Origin of the sequence: Pseudomonas sp. RU47 (genome assembly GCF_004011755.1) — a bacterium.
GTDB lineage: Bacteria > Pseudomonadota > Gammaproteobacteria > Pseudomonadales > Pseudomonadaceae > Aquipseudomonas.
In genome coordinates this window covers 6570150-6586687 of the sequence record NZ_CP022411.1, presented here as the reverse complement: position 1 = coordinate 6586687, position 16538 = coordinate 6570150, and the positions used below count along the sequence as shown (strand labels likewise).

Sequence of the window (16538 nt, the reverse complement as noted above, 5' to 3'; positions counted from 1 at the left end):
TACATCCTTGCCCATAAGAAGAGTCCAGCCCCTTGAATCTGCTGCAACACATCGCCCAGTCACGTCACCTGTTACGCAAGTCGGAGCTCAAGGTCGCCGACCACGTGCTGCTTGACCCTGCGGCGGTGATGCACAGTTCCATGGCCGACCTGGCCCACAGTGTCGGCATCAGCGAGCCGACCATCGTGCGCTTCTGTCGCGCCATCGGTTGCTCCGGTTTCCAGGATCTCAAACTGAAGTTAGCGCAAAGCCTCGCGGCCGGTGCCAGCTTCGGCCAGTTTGCGATCCATGAAGACGACTCGGTCGCCGATTACAGCCTGAAGATTTTCGACACCACGTTGCACACCTTGATGGAGGTTCGCGAGAAACTCGATCCGATTGAGCTGCAGCGCGCGGTGACGTTGATGTCGCAGGCGCAGCGGGTCGAGTTCTATGGCTTCGGCGCCTCGGGTGCAGTGGCGGCGGATGCGCAGCACAAGTTCTTCCGTTTGCTGCTGACCGCGGCGGCGTATTCCGATCCGCACATGCAGGCGATGTCGGCGGTGACCCTGAAACCGACCGATGTGGCGATCTGTATTTCGCAGTCCGGGCGCTCCAAGGATCTGCTGATCACTGCCAATCTGGTGCGCGAGAGCGGCGCTTCGCTGATTACCTTGTGCCCGAGCCAGACACCGCTGGCCGAATTGTCGACGGTCAATCTGGCGATCGATGTGCACGAAGACACGGAAATCTATACGCCGCTGACTTCGCGCATTGCGCACCTGGTGGTAATCGATGTGTTGGCGATGGGCGTGGCCATGGCGCGCGGGCCGAGCCTGGTCAATCACCTCAAGAGCGTGAAGCGCAGTCTGCGTAGCTTGCGCTTGTCGCCGAAAGCTGCCAAAGCGCTGGATGACTGAAGCCATCTAAGTTCGTTCCAACCTCATTCGCGAGCAGGCTCGCTCCCACAGGGGATCTCCGAGGTACACAAATTCTGTGTCATACCGAGATCAAATGTGGGAGCGAGCCTGCTCGCGATAGCGTCCTCAAAAACACCACAACCCTTCGCAAGTTTCATCGCACTGTCATCCTCGCGCAGCCAAACCGTCATCCCCGCCGCCTATCGTGAAACTCCCGTCATCGCCTTGGGAGACTCGAAATGGCTCAGCCCTACGAAGAACGCAACAGCGCCGCGAAAACCCGTCGTCAGCAGGAAGATCAGCGCCGCATGGAATTTCGCCGCGCTATCGAAGATCGCTTCGAACTCCGTCAGCTTCAAGCCGAAATCGGCGACTTTCCCGAGATCACTCACTGGCAGGCAGCACCCGCAGCTTCCCGTCGAAGCGCTCAACCAGCGCGCTGATCTGCACGCGCTCGCTGCGGATAAACGCCAGGAAGGCGTGCGCCACCGGTGACAAGCGTTTGGCTTTCGCTTGCACCAGGCACCAGCTACGCAAGAGCGGCAGTTCCTCGACCGGCAGCTCGACGAGCCCACCGGTCGCCAGCTCCAGGTTCAGGGCGTGGCGCGTCAACAGCGCCAGGCCCAGACCCGCCTGCACACATTCACGCTGCGCTTCGGCCGAGGCCACTTCCTGGGTCTGGGTGAAGTGCACGCGTTTCTCTTTGAAATACTCCTCGCAGGCCAGTCGCGTCCCCGAACCGGGCTCGCGGATCAGCAGCGTGTAAGGCTCAAGATCCTGCAAACGCAACGGGCCCATGTGCGCCAACGGATGATCCGGACGCGCCACGGCAACAATCGGATTGTTGAGGAACGGCAAAAACTCAAGCCCCATGTCCTGCGGCACCATCGACATGATCACCAGATCATCGCGGTTATCCGAAAGCCTGCGGATCACCTGGCCACGGTTGACCACGGTCAGTTGCAGATTAACTTCCGGGTGCTGGCGCTTGAACGCGGCAAACAGATGCGGCACGAAGTATTTGGCGCTGGATTCCACTGCCAGTTTCAGCTGACCTTGCAGTGAACCCTGCATGTCCGACAGCTGCATATCGAGGTTTTCCAGGCGTCCGAAGATGTCCCGACTGGCGCGCTGGAGTGCTTCGGCAGCCTCGGTCATGTAGAGTTTTTTGCCGACATAATCGAATAATGGCTGCCCGATCAGCTCTTCGAGCTGACGAATCTGTAGGCTGACGGCCGGTTGCGTGAGAGACATTTCCTCGGCTGCGCGGCTGTAGGAGCGTAAGTCGCACACCTCGTTGAAGATCTGCAACTGACGTAATGTCATACGCATCAAGGACTTACGCATTTATTATTGGCTCTTGCGGCGGGCTTGTCGTTTAACTATAAGTCTTTACTTATGCCTGACCCAATTTTTATTCATTTTTGTTAATCCCTCATGAGCGCTAGTGTGGACCTGCGACTAAATTGAAACATTTGGTCACGCGTCGACCTGGGTCTAGCAGGTCGTGGTGCCACCGGCTCAAGGGAACCTCCAAGTGATAACAAAGATCCTGATCGCCAACCGTGGTGAGATTGCCGTACGAATCGTGCGAGCCTGCGCCGAAATGGGCATTCGCTCGGTTGCGATTTTCTCCGACGCCGACCGCCATGCACTTCATGTGAAGCGTGCGGACGAGGCCCATAGCATCGGTGCCGAGCCACTGGCCGGTTACCTGAACCCGCGCAAGCTGGTGAACCTCGCCGTCGAAACCGGTTGCGATGCACTGCATCCCGGTTACGGTTTCCTCTCGGAAAACGCTGAACTGGCTGACATCTGCGCCGAGCGCGGGATCAAATTCATTGGCCCGTCGGCAGAAGTCATCCGCCGCATGGGCGACAAGACCGAAGCGCGCCGCAGCATGATCAAGGCGGGCGTACCGGTGACGCCGGGCACCGAAGGCAATGTGGCCGACATCGAAGAGGCCTTGGCCGAGGGCGACCGTATCGGTTACCCGGTGATGCTCAAAGCCACTTCCGGTGGTGGTGGTCGCGGTATCCGTCGCTGCAACAGCCGCGAAGAACTTGAACAGAATTTCCCTCGGGTGATTTCCGAAGCGACCAAGGCGTTCGGTTCTGCCGAAGTGTTCCTGGAAAAATGCATCGTCAATCCCAAGCACATCGAAGCGCAGATCCTTGGCGACAGCTTTGGCAATGTCGTGCACCTGTTCGAGCGTGACTGCTCGATCCAGCGCCGCAACCAGAAGCTCATCGAAATCGCCCCGAGCCCGCAACTGACCCCGGAACAGCGCGCCTACATCGGCGATCTGTCGGTGCGTGCGGCCAAGGCTGTCGGTTACGAGAACGCCGGTACTGTGGAGTTTCTGCTCGCCGAGGGCGAGGTGTACTTCATGGAGATGAACACCCGGGTGCAGGTGGAACACACCATCACCGAAGAAATCACCGGGATCGACATCGTCCGCGAACAGATTCGCATCGCCTCCGGCCTGCCGTTGTCGGTGAAGCAGGAAGACATTCAGCACCGTGGTTTCGCGTTGCAGTTCCGCATCAACGCCGAAGACCCGAAGAATAACTTCCTGCCGAGCTTCGGCAAGATCACCCGTTATTACGCCCCCGGCGGACCGGGTGTGCGCACCGATACAGCGATCTATACCGGCTACACCATCCCGCCGTTCTACGACTCGATGTGCCTGAAACTGGTGGTCTGGGCACTGACTTGGGAAGAGGCGATGGACCGTGGCCTGCGTGCGCTGGACGACATGCGTCTGCAGGGCGTGAAGACCACCGCCGCGTACTACCAGGAAATCCTGCGCAACCCGGAATTCCGTAGCGGCCAGTTCAATACCAGCTTCGTTGAAAGCCACCCGGAACTGACCAACTACTCGATCAAGCGCAAACCCGAAGAGCTGGCCCTGGCCATCGCCGCCGCCATCGCCGCCCACGCAGGCCTATGAATGAAACAGCTGCAAGCTTTTAGCTGCAAGCGGCAAGTAAAAGCAGATTGGCTTTTTCTTGCAACTGGTAGCTTTGAGCTTGCCGCTATGAGGAGATACCAATGACTAAGAAGATCTTCGTAACCGATACCATCCTGCGCGACGCTCACCAATCGCTGCTCGCCACCCGCATGCGCACCGAAGACATGCTGCCAATCTGCGACAAGCTCGACAAAGTCGGCTACTGGTCGCTGGAATGCTGGGGCGGCGCGACGTTCGACGCCTGCGTACGCTTTCTGAAAGAAGACCCGTGGGAGCGTCTGCGCCAACTGCGCGCGGCACTGCCTAACACCCGCCTGCAAATGCTCCTGCGCGGGCAGAACCTGCTCGGCTACCGCCACTACAGCGACGACGTAGTCAAAGCCTTCGTCGCCAAGGCTGCGGTGAATGGCATCGACGTTTTCCGCATCTTCGATGCAATGAACGACGTGCGTAACCTGCGCGTGGCCATCGAAGCGGTGAAGGCTGCCGGCAAACATGCCCAGGGCACCATCGCTTACACCACCAGTCCTGTGCACACCATCGATGCGTTCGTGGCACAAGCCAAGCAGATGGAAGCCATGGGTTGCGACTCGGTGGCGATCAAGGACATGGCCGGTTTGCTGACCCCATACGCCACCGGTGAGCTGGTGCGTGCGTTGAAAGCCGAGCAGTCGCTGCCGGTGTTCATTCATTCCCACGACACCGCCGGTCTGGCGACCATGTGCCAGCTCAAGGCGATCGAAAACGGCGCCGACCACATCGACACCGCGATCTCCAGCTTCGCTTCGGGCACCAGCCACCCAGGCACCGAGTCGATGGTCGCTGCGCTCAAGGGCACCGAGTACGACACCGGTCTGAACCTTGAGCTGCTGCAAGAGATCGGCTTGTACTTCTACGCCGTGCGCAAGAAGTACCACCAGTTCGAAAGCGAATTCACTGCCGTCGACACCCGCGTGCAAGTCAACCAGGTGCCGGGCGGGATGATCTCCAACCTCGCCAACCAGTTGAAAGAGCAGGGCGCCCTCAACCGTATGGCCGAAGTGCTCGCGGAAATTCCGCGCGTGCGTGAAGACCTCGGCTTCCCGCCGCTGGTGACCCCGACTTCGCAGATCGTCGGCACCCAGGCGTTCTTCAACGTGCTGGCCGGCGAGCGCTACAAGACCATCACCAACGAAGTGAAGTTGTACCTGCAGGGCGGCTACGGCAAGGCGCCGGGCGTGGTCAACGAAAAACTGCGTCGTCAGGCCATCGGCAGCGAAGAGGTCATCGATGTGCGTCCGGCCGATCTGCTCAAGCCGGAAATGACCAAGCTGCGTGCCGACATCGGCGCACTGGCCAAGTCGGAAGAAGACGTGCTGACCTTCGCCATGTTCCCGGACATCGGCCGCAAGTTCCTCGAAGAGCGTGCTGCCGGCACCCTGACGCCGGAAGTGCTGCTGCCGATTCCGGAAGCGGGCGGTGTGACCAAGGCTGGCGGCGAAGGCGTGCCGACCGAGTTCGTCATCGACGTTCACGGCGAAACCTACCGCGTCGACATCACTGGTGTCGGCGTCAAGGCTGAAGGCAAGCGTCACTTCTACCTGTCCATCGACGGCATGCCGGAAGAAGTGGTGTTCGAACCGCTCAACGAATTCGTCGGCGGTGGCAGCAGCAAGCGTAAGCAAGCGTCTGCACCAGGCCATGTCAGCACTACCATGCCGGGCAACATCGTCGATGTGCTGGTCAAGGAGGGCGACACCGTCAAGGCGGGCCAGGCGGTGCTGATCACCGAAGCGATGAAGATGGAAACCGAAGTCCAGGCCGCGATTGCCGGCAAGGTCACTGCCATTCATGTGGCCAAGGGTGATCGGGTCAATCCGGGCGAAATCCTGATCGAGATCGAAGGCTGAGATAACGGCCGCGATCCAACGCTTTAAACCTCGGGGGGGCATGTGCTCCCCTTTTTTTTTGCGTTTTTTAACCCTGTAGGAGCTGCCGAAGGCTGCGATCTTTCGATGTTGTTTGCAGTTCATTAAACAAGATCAAAAGATCGCAGCCTTCGGCAGCTCCTACAAAGAGTGTTGTGTCAGTTAGAACGCCATGCGCCATTGGCCCATCACGCCGTGAGTCCGGCTGTCAGTGGCCACTTCACCGGTGAGACCAACACCGACCGTGTGATTGGCAGACAGTCCGAGATCGAGGCCTGCATCCAAGGACAGGCTGTTTCGATCCAGCGCGGCACCGACAATTTCAAAGCGTTTGCCACCCTTGACCAGTTGCTGGCGGGTGTTGTTTTCAATCTCGCCAAAGGTGTGCTTCCAGCCGGCACTGAATCGCGGCGTCAGCGTCATGCCGTTATCCAGCCGAGTGATTTTTGCCGTGCGCAGGCCGAAGGTGCTGCTGAGGTTGTCGCGGGTTTGCCCAAAGACTTTCAGCGCTGCATCCCCACCTTTTTCGCTGTAGCTGTCGCGCTGGTAGCGCTGATAGCCGAGGCTGGCGAACGGTTCGAGCGTCGCGTTGTGGCGGCCAACATTGACCGCCAGTTCGGCAAAGGCTTGCTGGGTGTTGGCGTCATAGTTGCCCTTGAGACGATCGCTGAAGCCGTTGAAGGCCACTCGCCGCTTGCTGTCGCCGTCATGGCTGGCATAGGTCGCCCCGAGACGCAGTGAGAACGGTCCGTCCTGGCGCACGGCGTAGGCGCCGAGGTGCCAGCTGTCGAGGTCGCCATCGTATTGCCGAGCGTCGAGTCTGGTTTGCGATTTACCACCGACCAAGCCGATATGCCATTGCTCATCGAGCCGCCAGTCGGCGCCCATGACCAGGCCTTGGGTCGCGTGTTTCAGGGTGCTGTCGAACTCGCGATCGACCTTGCCGCCATGGCCGAGCGCCTGAATCCACACGCGGCCGGAATCGGCGCCACCGGCGGCCTGACGCGGCGAGTTGCCTGAGCTGTAGGCAGAGCCGTAACGGCTATTCAGTTGCTGCATGGCCGAGAGCATGCTCGCGCTCACCGGAGTGATGCTGCTCAGCGTGGCTTTGGCGAGATTGGCATTGCTGCCGGCGGCGAGTTGTTCGATGGCGACGGGGGCGGTGGTTTTGTCACTGGTCAGCAACGCGGCGACTGCTGCGTTTGTGGGTTTAAGTGGCGCAGGAGCGGGCTGTTCGGCGGTCTCGTTAACTTGTGCAGTCAGAGGTTTGTCCTGCACTGGCGATGGGGCGGACTCTGCAACGAGAGTCGATGCTGACGTCGGAACTGGAACTGGAACTGGAACTGGAACTGGAACTGGTGCGGATGCCGTCAATGGCGTTGGCGTTGGCGTTGCGAATGGCGCAGGCGCTTGTGGTTCGACAATGCTGTCGGCAACTGCACGACCGTTGGTAGTTGTGGCGACGCTCGCAAGCGGCTCACCGTTACGGGCGTAAGTCAGTGCGACGGATTTTTTGTTGTATTGAGGTGTGGCTGTCATGAAGGCCAGGTCGTTCACAATCGTGCCGAATTTACCTTCTACGCTGCCAGCTTCGATGATTTTGTACTGGCGGCTTGATGGGTACTCCCCCGAAGTAGCGACAATTTTCAGGGTGGCATCGTCAAGCTTGGCTGCACCATCGACCTTGATCGTCTGACTGCCGACAGGACTGACCTCATAAGCCAGTTCGGCGTTTGGGGAAAAGCTCAGGTTGCCTTTCACCCGCGGACTGCCGTGCAATTCATTGACCGTGAGCAGGCCATTCACGTGCAGATTTCCTACCGTACCCTTGCCCGCAAAACTGCCTCCTTTCTCTACTTGTACGTTGCCCTTGATACTTCCCCTGTTGAAAAGCTTGCCGGCGCTAATCGCGCCTCCCTCTATGGCGCCTAGGTTTGTCAGCGTACCGCTGGGCTCTACCAACACGCCTTCCTTGAAGTCTCCCTTGCTGCTTATCGTCCAGTCTCCCTGGACGAGATGCAATCCATTGAGATTACGGGTGTCTTTTAGCGTGCCGCCGTTAGAGGCATTCACTACCAATACGTTTTTCCCCTCGCCGCCATCTAACCGCCCACTGACGGAGGCGCCGTCATTGAGAACGATCAAATCGTTGACTGCTGCACCTTGGAAAGTACTTTCGGGTGTATCGAGCACGATGGGAACAGTGTTTTTATCGCCAATAAAACGCTGAATACTTTCGAGAGCCTCCTGATATGAGCCGATTTCTGGCAGCTCCGGCACGTTTATGTCGGGGAGTGACTCGGCTACGTCAGGCTGCTGCTGAGCGTTAGCAAGCTGTAAACCGCCAAGTGCCAGCGCAACGGCTAGAGCCAAATATTTCGGTGCGAATTTGTGTTGAACAGACATTCAGTTTGATCTCTGTTGATGGGAGACCAAACTTTATTGATGCACCGAAAAATCCGATGTCGGCTGCTTCCCGCAGGCTTGCAGGCGACATCGCATCGTTTTGTAGAAAATGACCGCGAGATCCGCAACCAGGTTTTTTACTCGGCCGCAGCGCCTCCTTTTCCTACAACCAATCAAGACCCCGCCGGCTGTTCAACCCTCAAAAACTCATCTGCCACTGCCCGATCAAGCCGTGATTGCGACTGTTGCTGCCGATCTCACCGCTGTATCCCACACCCAGCGTATGCCGCGCGGAAATCCCCACATCCAGCCCGGCTTCGAGTACCAGGCTGTCGCGATCCAGCGAGCTGCCATCGACACTGAACGCCGTGCCGCCGGTCACAAATGCCTGACGTGTCGAGCTGCCGACATCGCCGTATGTGTGTTTCCAGCCAGCGGCCATGCGCGGTGTCACGCTCATGCCGTTGTCGAGGCTGCTCAAGTGCGCCAGGCGCAGGCCGAAGGTGCTGCTGAAGTTGTCCTGGGTCTGGCTGTCGACTTGCAGCGCGGCGGCGCCACCTTTTTCCTGGTAGCGGTCGCGGTGGTAGCGCTGATAACCGAGGCTGGCGAACGGCTCGGCGCTGAGCCGGCCACTGCCCATGGCGTAGCCGACTTCGGCGAAGGCTTGCTGGCTGTCGGCGTCGTAATCGCCTTTCGGGCGGTCGCTGAAACCATTGAAGGCGATGGTGCGTTTGCTTTCACCTTGATGGCCGCTGTACGCCGCGCCGAGGCGCACGGCGATCGGGCCGTTTTGATGCAGCGCATAGACACCGGCGTGCCAGCTCTCGACGTTGCCGTCGACGCCGGTCGCATCCAGATCGGTTTTCGAATAGCCGCCCAGTACGCCCAGACGCCACGCCGGGTTCAGTGACCAGTCGGCGCCCAGCACGCTGCCCTTGGTGCGTTGCTCCAGACCACTATTGCCGTGCTCGCCATCGAGTTTGCCGTAGCCGCCGATGCCTTGCAGCCAGAGCCGGCCGCGAGCGTTCGGGTCATTCAGATTGCGTGCTTCGGACGGCACGCCATTGGCCGCCAACACGGGGGTGTCACGCTGATCGAGACCGACCATCAATCCCGGGCTGCCGCCCATTTGCTGCATGGCCGAGAGCATGCTGCTGCCGACCTGACTGCTGGCGCCGAGGGTGGCGCTGGTCAGGTTGGCATTGCTGGCGCCGGCCAACTGTTCGATCGCCGCGCCAGCGCTGCTTTGGCTGGTATTGAGCAAGGCGTTGTACAGCGCACTGTTTTTGCCGATTGAGGCCAGGCTGTTGGCGGCGTTTGTACCGTTGCCGGTCGCGGCGAACTCATTGAACGCTACGTCATTGCGGGTGTAGGTCAGATCGACCTGGGTGGGTGTGTAGGCGAGGGTGGGCGTGAGGAACGCATAGTCGCTGCTGACCTTGCCGAAGGTGCCGTTGACCTGCGCCGCTTGCAGCACGGTGTAATGGCTCTGCCATGGATACGTGCCGCTGCCGGGATTCACCGCGAGCGTTGCGCCATTGAGGTTGGCGATGCCGCCGACCTGTACCGGTGCGCTGCTGCCATCGGCGTTGACGCCGTAGGCGAGGGTGGCTGTGCTGGCCATGTTCAAATCGCGATCGATGGATGCGCGACCGAGGCGGGTGTCGGTGCGCAACGTGCCGTTGACGTTGAGGTTGCCCACCGAACCGCCACCGGCATACACACCGCCGGCGTCGACGGTCAGGTTGCCGGCGATGCTGCCTTGGTTGACCAGTGTGGCGCCGTCGCGCACTGCGCCGCCATCGCTGAAATCATCATGGCCGGTCAGCGTCCAGGCGCCTTGCTTGACCTCCAGCCATTCGAAGTTGCGACTGGCGCCGAAGCTGCCACCGGCCGCGTCATCCATCACCACCCGGTCATAACCGCTGCCGCCATCCACCAGGCCGACAAAGCGACTGCCGTTGCGCAAGGCCAGGCTGTCATTGCCGCCACCCAGATCCAGTGCCAGGCCGTTGCTGCCACTGATCGTGCCGCCGTTGATGACGCTGTCGGCGAACTCGCCGACGAGCTTCACGCCGAAACCGTTGAGGCCTTGAATGGTGCCGAAGTTTTCCAGAGTGGTCGCCGCCAGCCCCGAGCCGCCGCTGCCATCGTCGACCAGAATGGCGCTGTCGGCACCGCTGATCAAAGCGTTGTTGGCGTTGAGGATGTAACCGCCACCCAGCGCGATACCTTCACTGCCGTTAGCGAAACCGCCCTTGTCGACACCGCCCGCACCGACGCCCTGAATGGTCCCGTAGTTTTCGATGTGGGCGACCTTGTCGATGTCCACGCCATCGCCGTCACCGTTCGCTTGCAAGCCTGAGTAGGCGCCAGTGATGGTGCCGTGGTTGATCACCGTGCCATCGCCGTCGGAACCGAAGCCGGAGCCGTTGCGGCCGGTGATCTGCCCGTAGTTGACCAGTGTCGCGCCGAGGTCGGTGGTGATGCCATGACGGCCAGCGGAAATCACTCCGTAATTGGTCACACTGACACCGCTGGCGGAGTCGATATCAATGCCGTCGAACTTCTCGTCGGCATTGTGCGAATCGCCGGTGGAAATCTCGCCGTAGTTGGTAATGCTCGCGTTGGCGCCGGTCTTCATGCCGTCACTGGCGTCGCCGCGAATCAGCCCGCCGGCGCGGTTGATAATGGTGGTCTTCACACCGTCACTGCGCAGCGCATCGAGGTCCAGCCCCTGGCCGGTGGTCGAACGAATGATGCCGCTGTTGTCGATCAACAGGCTGCCGCTGATAAAGTTACTGTCGATGCGCAAAGCGTCGTTGGCGCCGAGAATCTGCCCGTCGCTGCGGTTGTTGATCGTGTAGTTGCGCGCCTGGGTCAGGTCGCCGCTGCTGTCGATGGCCCGGCCGCCGGTGGAAACGATTTTGCCGGCGTTATCGATCACCACACCCGCACCGCTGGTCTTGTCTTTCAGGCTCACGGCCTTGCCGCTGTTGGTGATGCTGCCCGGCGCCGAAATCGTCAACGTGTCGCTACCACCCAGCGTTTGCGCTGCAGTGGTGGCGGTGTCGATCTGCACGGTTTTAGCGTTTGCCGATGTAGCAGCGATCAACAGGGCAATGGCAAGGGACAGACGCTGGGGCGGGAACGGCATGGTCGGACGGCCTTCTTGTTATAAGCGGGGCGTCCTGTATAGCGAAGGGTTTTTACAGAATGATGTCGGTGGTTGATCTGCATTGTTTTGCATCTTCGGCGCTGAAACATATTAATTTCTGCATTTTGTTGCAGTTTTTTTGCCTGCTCCTCTCATTAGGTGCAGTAAGTTTGATTCAAACGCCGAAGCAATCACATCAATGAATCCCCGCGCCATTAATGTTTATTGAGCCTCATGCGGCGCTCGAAGATTGGAGAGGAAAATGGTAATGACAGTTCTCGAACGCATGGCGCTCATCGAAAGCATTCAAGAGGCGCTGGCCGACGGGACATTGGAAATCAGCGAAGCTGTCCGCCGTTTACGAGTGGAGGTGACAGGGCTGCATCAAATCCAATTCGCTAAGATGTGCAAAATTTCGGTCCGCACGTTGATACACATAGAGCACGCTGAGGGTAATCAAACGTTAAGGTCGTTGGACTCAATATTCCGATTGTTCGGGATGAAAATGGGCGTCGTGCGGCTTCGCCGAGAAATCAATTAAAACCCGACGCAGCCCGCAATGTGCCAATCGCTCTAGCTCCGCCGCACGTAAGCCTTGCCGTAATGCCGCTCCATACGCGCCTGAATCAATTCCAGCCCAATCGACATCAGCCAGTAAATGATCGCCGCCGTCGTCAGCATTTCGATGTAGCGGTAGCTTGAGCGCCCGTATGACTGGGCGAGAAACATCACTTCCCAGACGCCCATCACCGAAATCAGCGACGAGTCCTTGAGCATCGAGATGAACTGGTTCGTCGTGGGCGGGATGATCGTGCGCATGGCTTGCGGCAGGGTGATGCGCCAGAAAATCACCGTCTCGCGCATACCCAGTGCCAGCGAAGCTTCGCGTTGGCCGTGGTCGACACCGAGGATACCGGCGCGAAAGATTTCGCTGAGATAGGCGCCGTAGTTCAGTGACAGGGCAATGATGCCCGCGACGATGGCGCCGGGCACGATGCCCAGTTGCGGCAAGCCCAAATAGATCAGCAAGATCTGGATAAGCAGTGGCGTGCCACGGAAGAACGAGGTGTAAAAACTGGCGATGCCGAACGCCACGGCGCTTTTCGACAGGCGTGCCAATGCGGTGATGAAGCCCAGCAGGGACGAGGCGACAATCGAGCACACACAGAGGAAAAGCGTCAGCGCCGCGCCCTGCAAAAAGCCGTTGGGCGCCAGGTGCAAGCCGACCAGATTGGGCAGTTTGTCGAGGATGATCGAGAACTTCAGGTCGAAGCTCAGGAAGAACCCGGCGAACAGGCAGAACAGCGTTGCCCAGGTCAGGTACAGCCGCGTACGAAACCCGAACATCCGTTGCAGGCGAGTTTCAGCCACCGGTTGCGGTGGCTGGGGAGGTGTCGGGAAAGAACTCATTGGCTGATATCAGCGCCGATCCATTTTTGCGACAGCTTGCTCAGCGTGCCGTCCTGTTTCAGTTGCGCGAACACCTCGCGCACTTTGGCGTCCCATTGCGCGTCACCCTTCTCGATGGCCACCGAGTTCGGCTCCGAATACAGCGGCGCGCCGGCCAGTTTGAAGCGTTTGTCTTCGTTAAGGCGAGGCTGCGCGGTGACGAGGTTGGTGAGGATTGCATCCAGGCGCACGCCGGCGCCCAGGCCCAAATCCTGGAAGGCGACGTTGTCGGTGTCGTACGGCGCGATCTGCACATCTTCGAACGGGTACTGCAGCTGCGTGTCCTCGGCACCTTCAATGACCAGGTTCTTGTTCAGATAGCTTTCGTAACTGGACGCGCTGGTGAGGCCGACTTTTTTGCCACTCAGATCCTTGGCGTCGTGAATCCGCTCATCCTTGGCGTTGACCACGATCACTGCCGGCGAAGCGTAGTACTCGACCGGGAAATCGAACACTTCGGCGCGGGCCTTGCTCGGTGTCATCGAGCAAATGCAGATATCGTAGCGCCCGCTCCAGCGGCCGGCCGCAATGACGTCCCAGGACGGCGTTTCGAGTCGCAGCTTGACGCCTAACTTGTCAGCCACGGCTTTGGCGACATCAACGTCGAAGCCATCCAGTTGATTCTGGTCATTGAGAAACGAGAACGGTGGATAGCTTTCCATCAGCACGCCGACCAGTTCTTTCTTTTGCTCGATACGGTCCAGCGTCGTGCCACCAAAGGCTTGCGTGGAGGCGGCCAGAATCGTCAGGCCCAGGGCCAGTAGCGGTTGAAATTTCACAGTCGATCCCTGGGTAAAAAAGAGGTTGTTTTTAACGGAATGGTGCGTATTAAATAGTTATAAGAACGACTCTGATAGTGAGTTATTTTCATAAGCATATGAGTGAAAAGCATATGGGCGCAGACAGCACGATTATTCTCGATGGCGGCATGGGCCGTGAGTTGCAGCGCGCCGGGGCGCCATTTCGCCAGCCGGAGTGGTCGGCGCTGGCGTTGAGCGAGGCGCCGCAAGCGGTTGAGGGGGTACATGCCGCTTATATCGCCAGTGGCGCCAATGTGATTACCACCAACAGTTATGCCGTGGTGCCGTTCCATATTGGCGAAGAACGTTTCGCCGCCGAAGGGCAGGCGCTGGCCGCGTTGGCCGGTGAGCTGGCGCGGCGTGCGGTGCAGGCCTCGGGAAAATCCGTGCGGGTGGCCGGCTCATTGCCGCCGCTGTTCGGCTCTTATCGTCCGGATCTGTTCGAGGCCGCACGAGTGACCGAGTTGCTGGCGCCCTTGGTCAATGGCCTGGCACCGCACGTTGATCTGTGGCTGGCGGAAACGCAGAGTTCGATCATCGAGGCGCGAGCCATTCACGCCGGGTTGCCGAAGGATGGCAAACCGTTCTGGTTGTCGTTCACCTTGACGGACGAAGACACCGATGAAGTGCCGCGCCTGCGCTCTGGCGAGCCGGTCGCCGAAGCGGCTGCGGTGGCGGCTGAGTTGGGCGTGCAGACGTTGCTGTTCAATTGCAGTCAGCCGGAAGTGATCGGTGCCGCGATTGATGCTGCGCGTGAAACTTTCGAACGTTTGGGGGTGAAGATAAACATTGGTGCTTACGCCAATGCGTTTCCGCCGCAGCCAAAAGAAGCTACGGCCAACGACGGACTCGATCCGCTGCGCGAGGATCTGGATCCGCCGGGTTACCTGCATTGGGCGATTGACTGGCAGCAGCGCGGTGCCAGCCATTTGGGCGGTTGCTGCGGGATCGGGCCGGAACACATTGCGGTGCTGGCGCAGAAACTGGTGTAACCGCAGATCAAAAGATCGCAGCCTGCGGCATCTCCTACAGGGTGAACGTCAATCCCGTGTAGGAGCTGCCGCAGGCTGCGATCTTTTGCTTTTCAGGTAATCACGATCGGCATTCGACCAAGCCTTTCACCTGCCCGTCGGGCGTCTGATTTTCATCCGACAGCCACCGCTCGAATCCTGCCGCAATCGCCGGCCACTCGCCATCCAGAATCGAGTACCACGCGGTATCACGATTCTGGCCCTTGACCACCATGTGCTGGCGGAACACGCCTTCGAAGCTGAAACCCAAACGCTCGGCGGCGTACTTGGAGCGGGCATTGCCGTTGTTGCATTTCCATTCGAGGCGGCGGTAGCCGAGGTCGAAGGAATGCTTGGCCAGCAGGTACACCGCTTCGGTGCTTCTCGGCGAGCGCTGCATTGGCGCGCCGAACGTGACGTGGCCGATTTCGATGCGACCCTGGGCCGGGACGATCGACATCAGGCTGAGGATGCCTTGCACCTGAGCGCTGGCGCGGTCGATGACAGCGAAGAAATACGGGTCGCTGGCGGCCGCGTGGTTGTTCAGCCAAGCGTCGAAAACGCTGCGTTCCGGGAACGGGCCGTAGGGCAAGTAATCCCAGAGTTTCGGGTCGGCGCCGGGGCCTTCGAGGGCGGCGAACAGCTCGCTGCCGTGACGCGCCGGGTCGAGTCGTTCCAGGCGAATAAAGCGACCTTCGAGCAGGGTGGCGGTAGGGGCGGGGGCGCCTTTCCAGTCAGCGAGTGATGCAGTCATGTACGCGTCTCCTTAAATGGCTTTGCGAAACTGGATGAAGCCCGGGCGTTCGGCGATGCGCTCGTAGAGCTGGATCGCGGTGGCATTGGTTTCGTGGGTCAGCCAGTGCACTTTGCCGCAACCGTCAGCCTTGGCGGTGGCGTAAACGTGTTCGATCAACAGGCGGCCGACACCGCTGCCACGGGTTTCCGGCACTACCAGCAGATCCTGCAGGTAGCAGGAGTTTTCGATGCTCCAGTTCGAGCGATGGTATATGTAATGCACCATGCCCACCGCCTTGCCGTCGGCCCAGGCCAATGCCGCGTGGGTCGGTTCGCTCGGGTCGAGAAAACGCTGCCAAGTGTTGTGCGTCACAGCTTCCGGCAGTTCAGTGTTGTAGAAACGCAAGTAGGCTTGCCACAGCGGTAGCCACACGGCGTGGTCGTCGGCGCTGACCTGGCGAATGTCGATATGACTCATGGTGATTTCCTTAACGCATCAATCGGGCGAGGGTTTGATCATTGATTTCCGGGCTGGCAGCGAGGCCTTCGCGCACGCCGGCAATGTCTTCGGCGCTGCGGTTCTGGCTGAGCTTGCGCTTGCCTTCGAGACGGTCGATGGGCATGGCGAAACCGACGATGGCCTTGAGCATGCCGTCGATGTAATCGGCGGGCGCATCGGCAACTGACCACGGTTGTGCGCGGCCGGCTTCATGGCGGTCGGTGAGGGTGCTGACGATGTCGAGCAGGCGCCCGCCGTCGCTGAAGGTTTCGGCGTGGCCATAGGCATGCACGGCGATGTAGTTCCAGGTCGGCACGACTTTGCCGTGTTCGGCCTTGCTCGGGTAAAAGCCCGGGCTGACGTAGGCATCGGCGCCAGCAAAAATCAGCATGGCTTCGGCGCCGTCGCGCAGGTCTTTCCATTGTGGATTGGCGCGGGCCAGGTGCCCGTACAGCGTGCCGTACTCACCTTGTTCGCAATGCAGCAGCACCGGCACATGGCTGGCTTGCAGGCCACTTTCGCCGTGAGTCACCAGAATGGCGAGGCGGGTGGCGAGAATCAGCTCGTGCAGTTGTGTCAGGTCTTCGATGGCAAAGGCGCGTGGCGTGTACATGGACAGATTTTCCTTGGCGAATGCCTGCATCGTAGGCAGGCTATTGGTCTGTTGTAAGAGCCATTGATGACCAATTTCATAGGTCCATT

The 16538-nt window shown here is 59.7% G+C and carries 14 protein-coding genes; 6 read left to right on the top strand and 8 right to left on the bottom strand.

The annotated features are described in order from the left end of the window. The first annotated feature begins 32 nt into the window (after positions 1 to 32). Both hexR and CCX46_RS30250 read left to right on the top strand, forming a co-directional pair. Entirely contained in the window at positions 33 to 899 is an 867-nt protein-coding gene (gene hexR, locus CCX46_RS30255; RefSeq protein ID WP_008078846.1) for a transcriptional regulator HexR, read from the top strand. Between the two features lie 239 nt (positions 900 to 1138). Then, the gene (locus CCX46_RS30250; RefSeq protein WP_008078845.1) at positions 1139 to 1342 is read left to right on the top strand and encodes a PA3496 family putative envelope integrity protein; all 204 of its coding nucleotides are present in this window, start codon (positions 1139 to 1141) and stop codon (positions 1340 to 1342) included. Here the strand turns inward: CCX46_RS30250 and CCX46_RS30245 are convergent. Further along, on the bottom strand, positions 1284 to 2246 hold the full coding sequence (locus CCX46_RS30245; protein WP_016984010.1) for a LysR family transcriptional regulator: 963 nt from the start codon (positions 2244 to 2246) through the stop codon (positions 1284 to 1286). The genes CCX46_RS30250 and CCX46_RS30245 overlap by 59 nt on opposite strands. Before the next feature lie 190 nt (positions 2247 to 2436). Between CCX46_RS30245 and CCX46_RS30240 the strand changes: the two genes are divergently transcribed. Further along, positions 2437 to 3852, top strand: coding sequence for an acetyl-CoA carboxylase biotin carboxylase subunit (locus CCX46_RS30240; protein WP_025112637.1), 1416 nt, complete (start codon positions 2437 to 2439; stop codon positions 3850 to 3852). Positions 3853 to 3953: 101 nt separating this feature from the next. Beyond that, positions 3954 to 5762 (top strand): sodium-extruding oxaloacetate decarboxylase subunit alpha, encoded by a 1809-nt coding sequence (oadA, locus tag CCX46_RS30235; protein WP_077575109.1) that lies wholly within the window; start codon positions 3954 to 3956, stop codon positions 5760 to 5762. A 180-nt stretch (positions 5763 to 5942) separates the two neighbouring features. Here the strand turns inward: oadA and CCX46_RS30230 are convergent, their stop codons facing one another. Together CCX46_RS30230 and CCX46_RS30225 are read right to left on the bottom strand one after the other, a co-directional pair. Beyond that, on the bottom strand, positions 5943 to 8186 hold the full coding sequence (locus CCX46_RS30230) for an autotransporter outer membrane beta-barrel domain-containing protein (RefSeq protein WP_127930289.1): 2244 nt from the start codon (positions 8184 to 8186) through the stop codon (positions 5943 to 5945). A gap of 199 nt (positions 8187 to 8385) precedes the next feature. Continuing rightward, positions 8386 to 11343 carry an autotransporter outer membrane beta-barrel domain-containing protein gene (locus tag CCX46_RS30225; protein WP_127930288.1) on the bottom strand — a complete coding sequence of 986 codons (2958 nt, stop codon included), beginning with the start codon at positions 11341 to 11343 and terminating at the stop codon, positions 8386 to 8388. Between the two features lie 262 nt (positions 11344 to 11605). Here CCX46_RS30225 and CCX46_RS30220 point away from each other — a divergent pair, with 262 nt between their 5' ends. Beyond that, on the top strand, positions 11606 to 11884 hold the full coding sequence (locus CCX46_RS30220) for a helix-turn-helix domain-containing protein (protein ID WP_127930287.1): 279 nt from the start codon (positions 11606 to 11608) through the stop codon (positions 11882 to 11884). Positions 11885 to 11916: 32 nt separating this feature from the next. Here CCX46_RS30220 and CCX46_RS30215 read toward each other — a convergent pair whose 3' ends face one another. Together CCX46_RS30215 and CCX46_RS30210 are read right to left on the bottom strand one after the other, a co-directional pair. Beyond that, positions 11917 to 12753, bottom strand: coding sequence for an amino acid ABC transporter permease (locus tag CCX46_RS30215; protein ID WP_127930286.1), 837 nt, complete (start codon positions 12751 to 12753; stop codon positions 11917 to 11919). Next, positions 12750 to 13571 carry an ABC transporter substrate-binding protein gene (locus CCX46_RS30210; RefSeq protein ID WP_127930285.1) on the bottom strand — a complete coding sequence of 274 codons (822 nt, stop codon included), beginning with the start codon at positions 13569 to 13571 and terminating at the stop codon, positions 12750 to 12752. The genes CCX46_RS30215 and CCX46_RS30210 overlap by 4 nt, the downstream gene beginning before the upstream one ends. Positions 13572 to 13684: 113 nt before the next feature. On the opposite strand from CCX46_RS30210, the gene CCX46_RS30205 reads away from it, so the two are divergent. Continuing rightward, the gene (locus tag CCX46_RS30205) at positions 13685 to 14584 is read left to right on the top strand and encodes a homocysteine S-methyltransferase family protein (RefSeq protein WP_127930284.1); all 900 of its coding nucleotides are present in this window, start codon (positions 13685 to 13687) and stop codon (positions 14582 to 14584) included. A gap of 100 nt (positions 14585 to 14684) precedes the next feature. Here CCX46_RS30205 and CCX46_RS30200 read toward each other — a convergent pair whose 3' ends face one another. The 3 genes from CCX46_RS30200 to CCX46_RS30190 are packed head-to-tail and all read right to left on the bottom strand — an operon-like array spanning position 14685 to position 16449. Beyond that, positions 14685 to 15356: a GNAT family N-acetyltransferase gene (locus CCX46_RS30200; RefSeq protein WP_127930283.1), complete on the bottom strand. Its 672-nt coding sequence runs from the start codon at positions 15354 to 15356 to the stop codon at positions 14685 to 14687. A gap of 12 nt (positions 15357 to 15368) precedes the next feature. Continuing rightward, complete coding sequence (locus tag CCX46_RS30195) at positions 15369 to 15815, bottom strand: GNAT family N-acetyltransferase (protein ID WP_127930282.1); 447 nt, start codon at positions 15813 to 15815, stop codon at positions 15369 to 15371. Positions 15816 to 15825: 10 nt separating this feature from the next. Further along, a complete protein-coding gene (locus tag CCX46_RS30190) occupies positions 15826 to 16449 on the bottom strand; it encodes an FMN-binding negative transcriptional regulator (RefSeq protein WP_127930281.1) in 624 nt (207 codons plus the stop codon). Between the last annotated feature and the right edge of the window lie 89 nt (positions 16450 to 16538).

What these genes read in the sequence shown, in the direction of transcription:
- CCX46_RS30250 (WP_008078845.1), top strand. Translation starts at nt 1,139, where the DNA reads ATGGCTCAGCCCTACGAAGAACGCAACAGCGCCGCGAAAACCCGTCGT.
- CCX46_RS30245 (WP_016984010.1), bottom strand. Translation starts at nt 2,246, where the DNA reads ATGCGTAAGTCCTTGATGCGTATGACATTACGTCAGTTGCAGATCTTC.
- oadA (WP_077575109.1), top strand. Translation starts at nt 3,954, where the DNA reads ATGACTAAGAAGATCTTCGTAACCGATACCATCCTGCGCGACGCTCAC.
- CCX46_RS30230 (WP_127930289.1), bottom strand. Translation starts at nt 8,186, where the DNA reads ATGTCTGTTCAACACAAATTCGCACCGAAATATTTGGCTCTAGCCGTT.
- CCX46_RS30225 (WP_127930288.1), bottom strand. Translation starts at nt 11,343, where the DNA reads ATGCCGTTCCCGCCCCAGCGTCTGTCCCTTGCCATTGCCCTGTTGATC.
- CCX46_RS30220 (WP_127930287.1), top strand. Translation starts at nt 11,606, where the DNA reads ATGGTAATGACAGTTCTCGAACGCATGGCGCTCATCGAAAGCATTCAA.
- CCX46_RS30215 (WP_127930286.1), bottom strand. Translation starts at nt 12,753, where the DNA reads ATGAGTTCTTTCCCGACACCTCCCCAGCCACCGCAACCGGTGGCTGAA.
- CCX46_RS30205 (WP_127930284.1), top strand. Translation starts at nt 13,685, where the DNA reads ATGGGCGCAGACAGCACGATTATTCTCGATGGCGGCATGGGCCGTGAG.
- CCX46_RS30200 (WP_127930283.1), bottom strand. Translation starts at nt 15,356, where the DNA reads ATGACTGCATCACTCGCTGACTGGAAAGGCGCCCCCGCCCCTACCGCC.
- CCX46_RS30195 (WP_127930282.1), bottom strand. Translation starts at nt 15,815, where the DNA reads ATGAGTCATATCGACATTCGCCAGGTCAGCGCCGACGACCACGCCGTG.
- CCX46_RS30190 (WP_127930281.1), bottom strand. Translation starts at nt 16,449, where the DNA reads ATGTACACGCCACGCGCCTTTGCCATCGAAGACCTGACACAACTGCAC.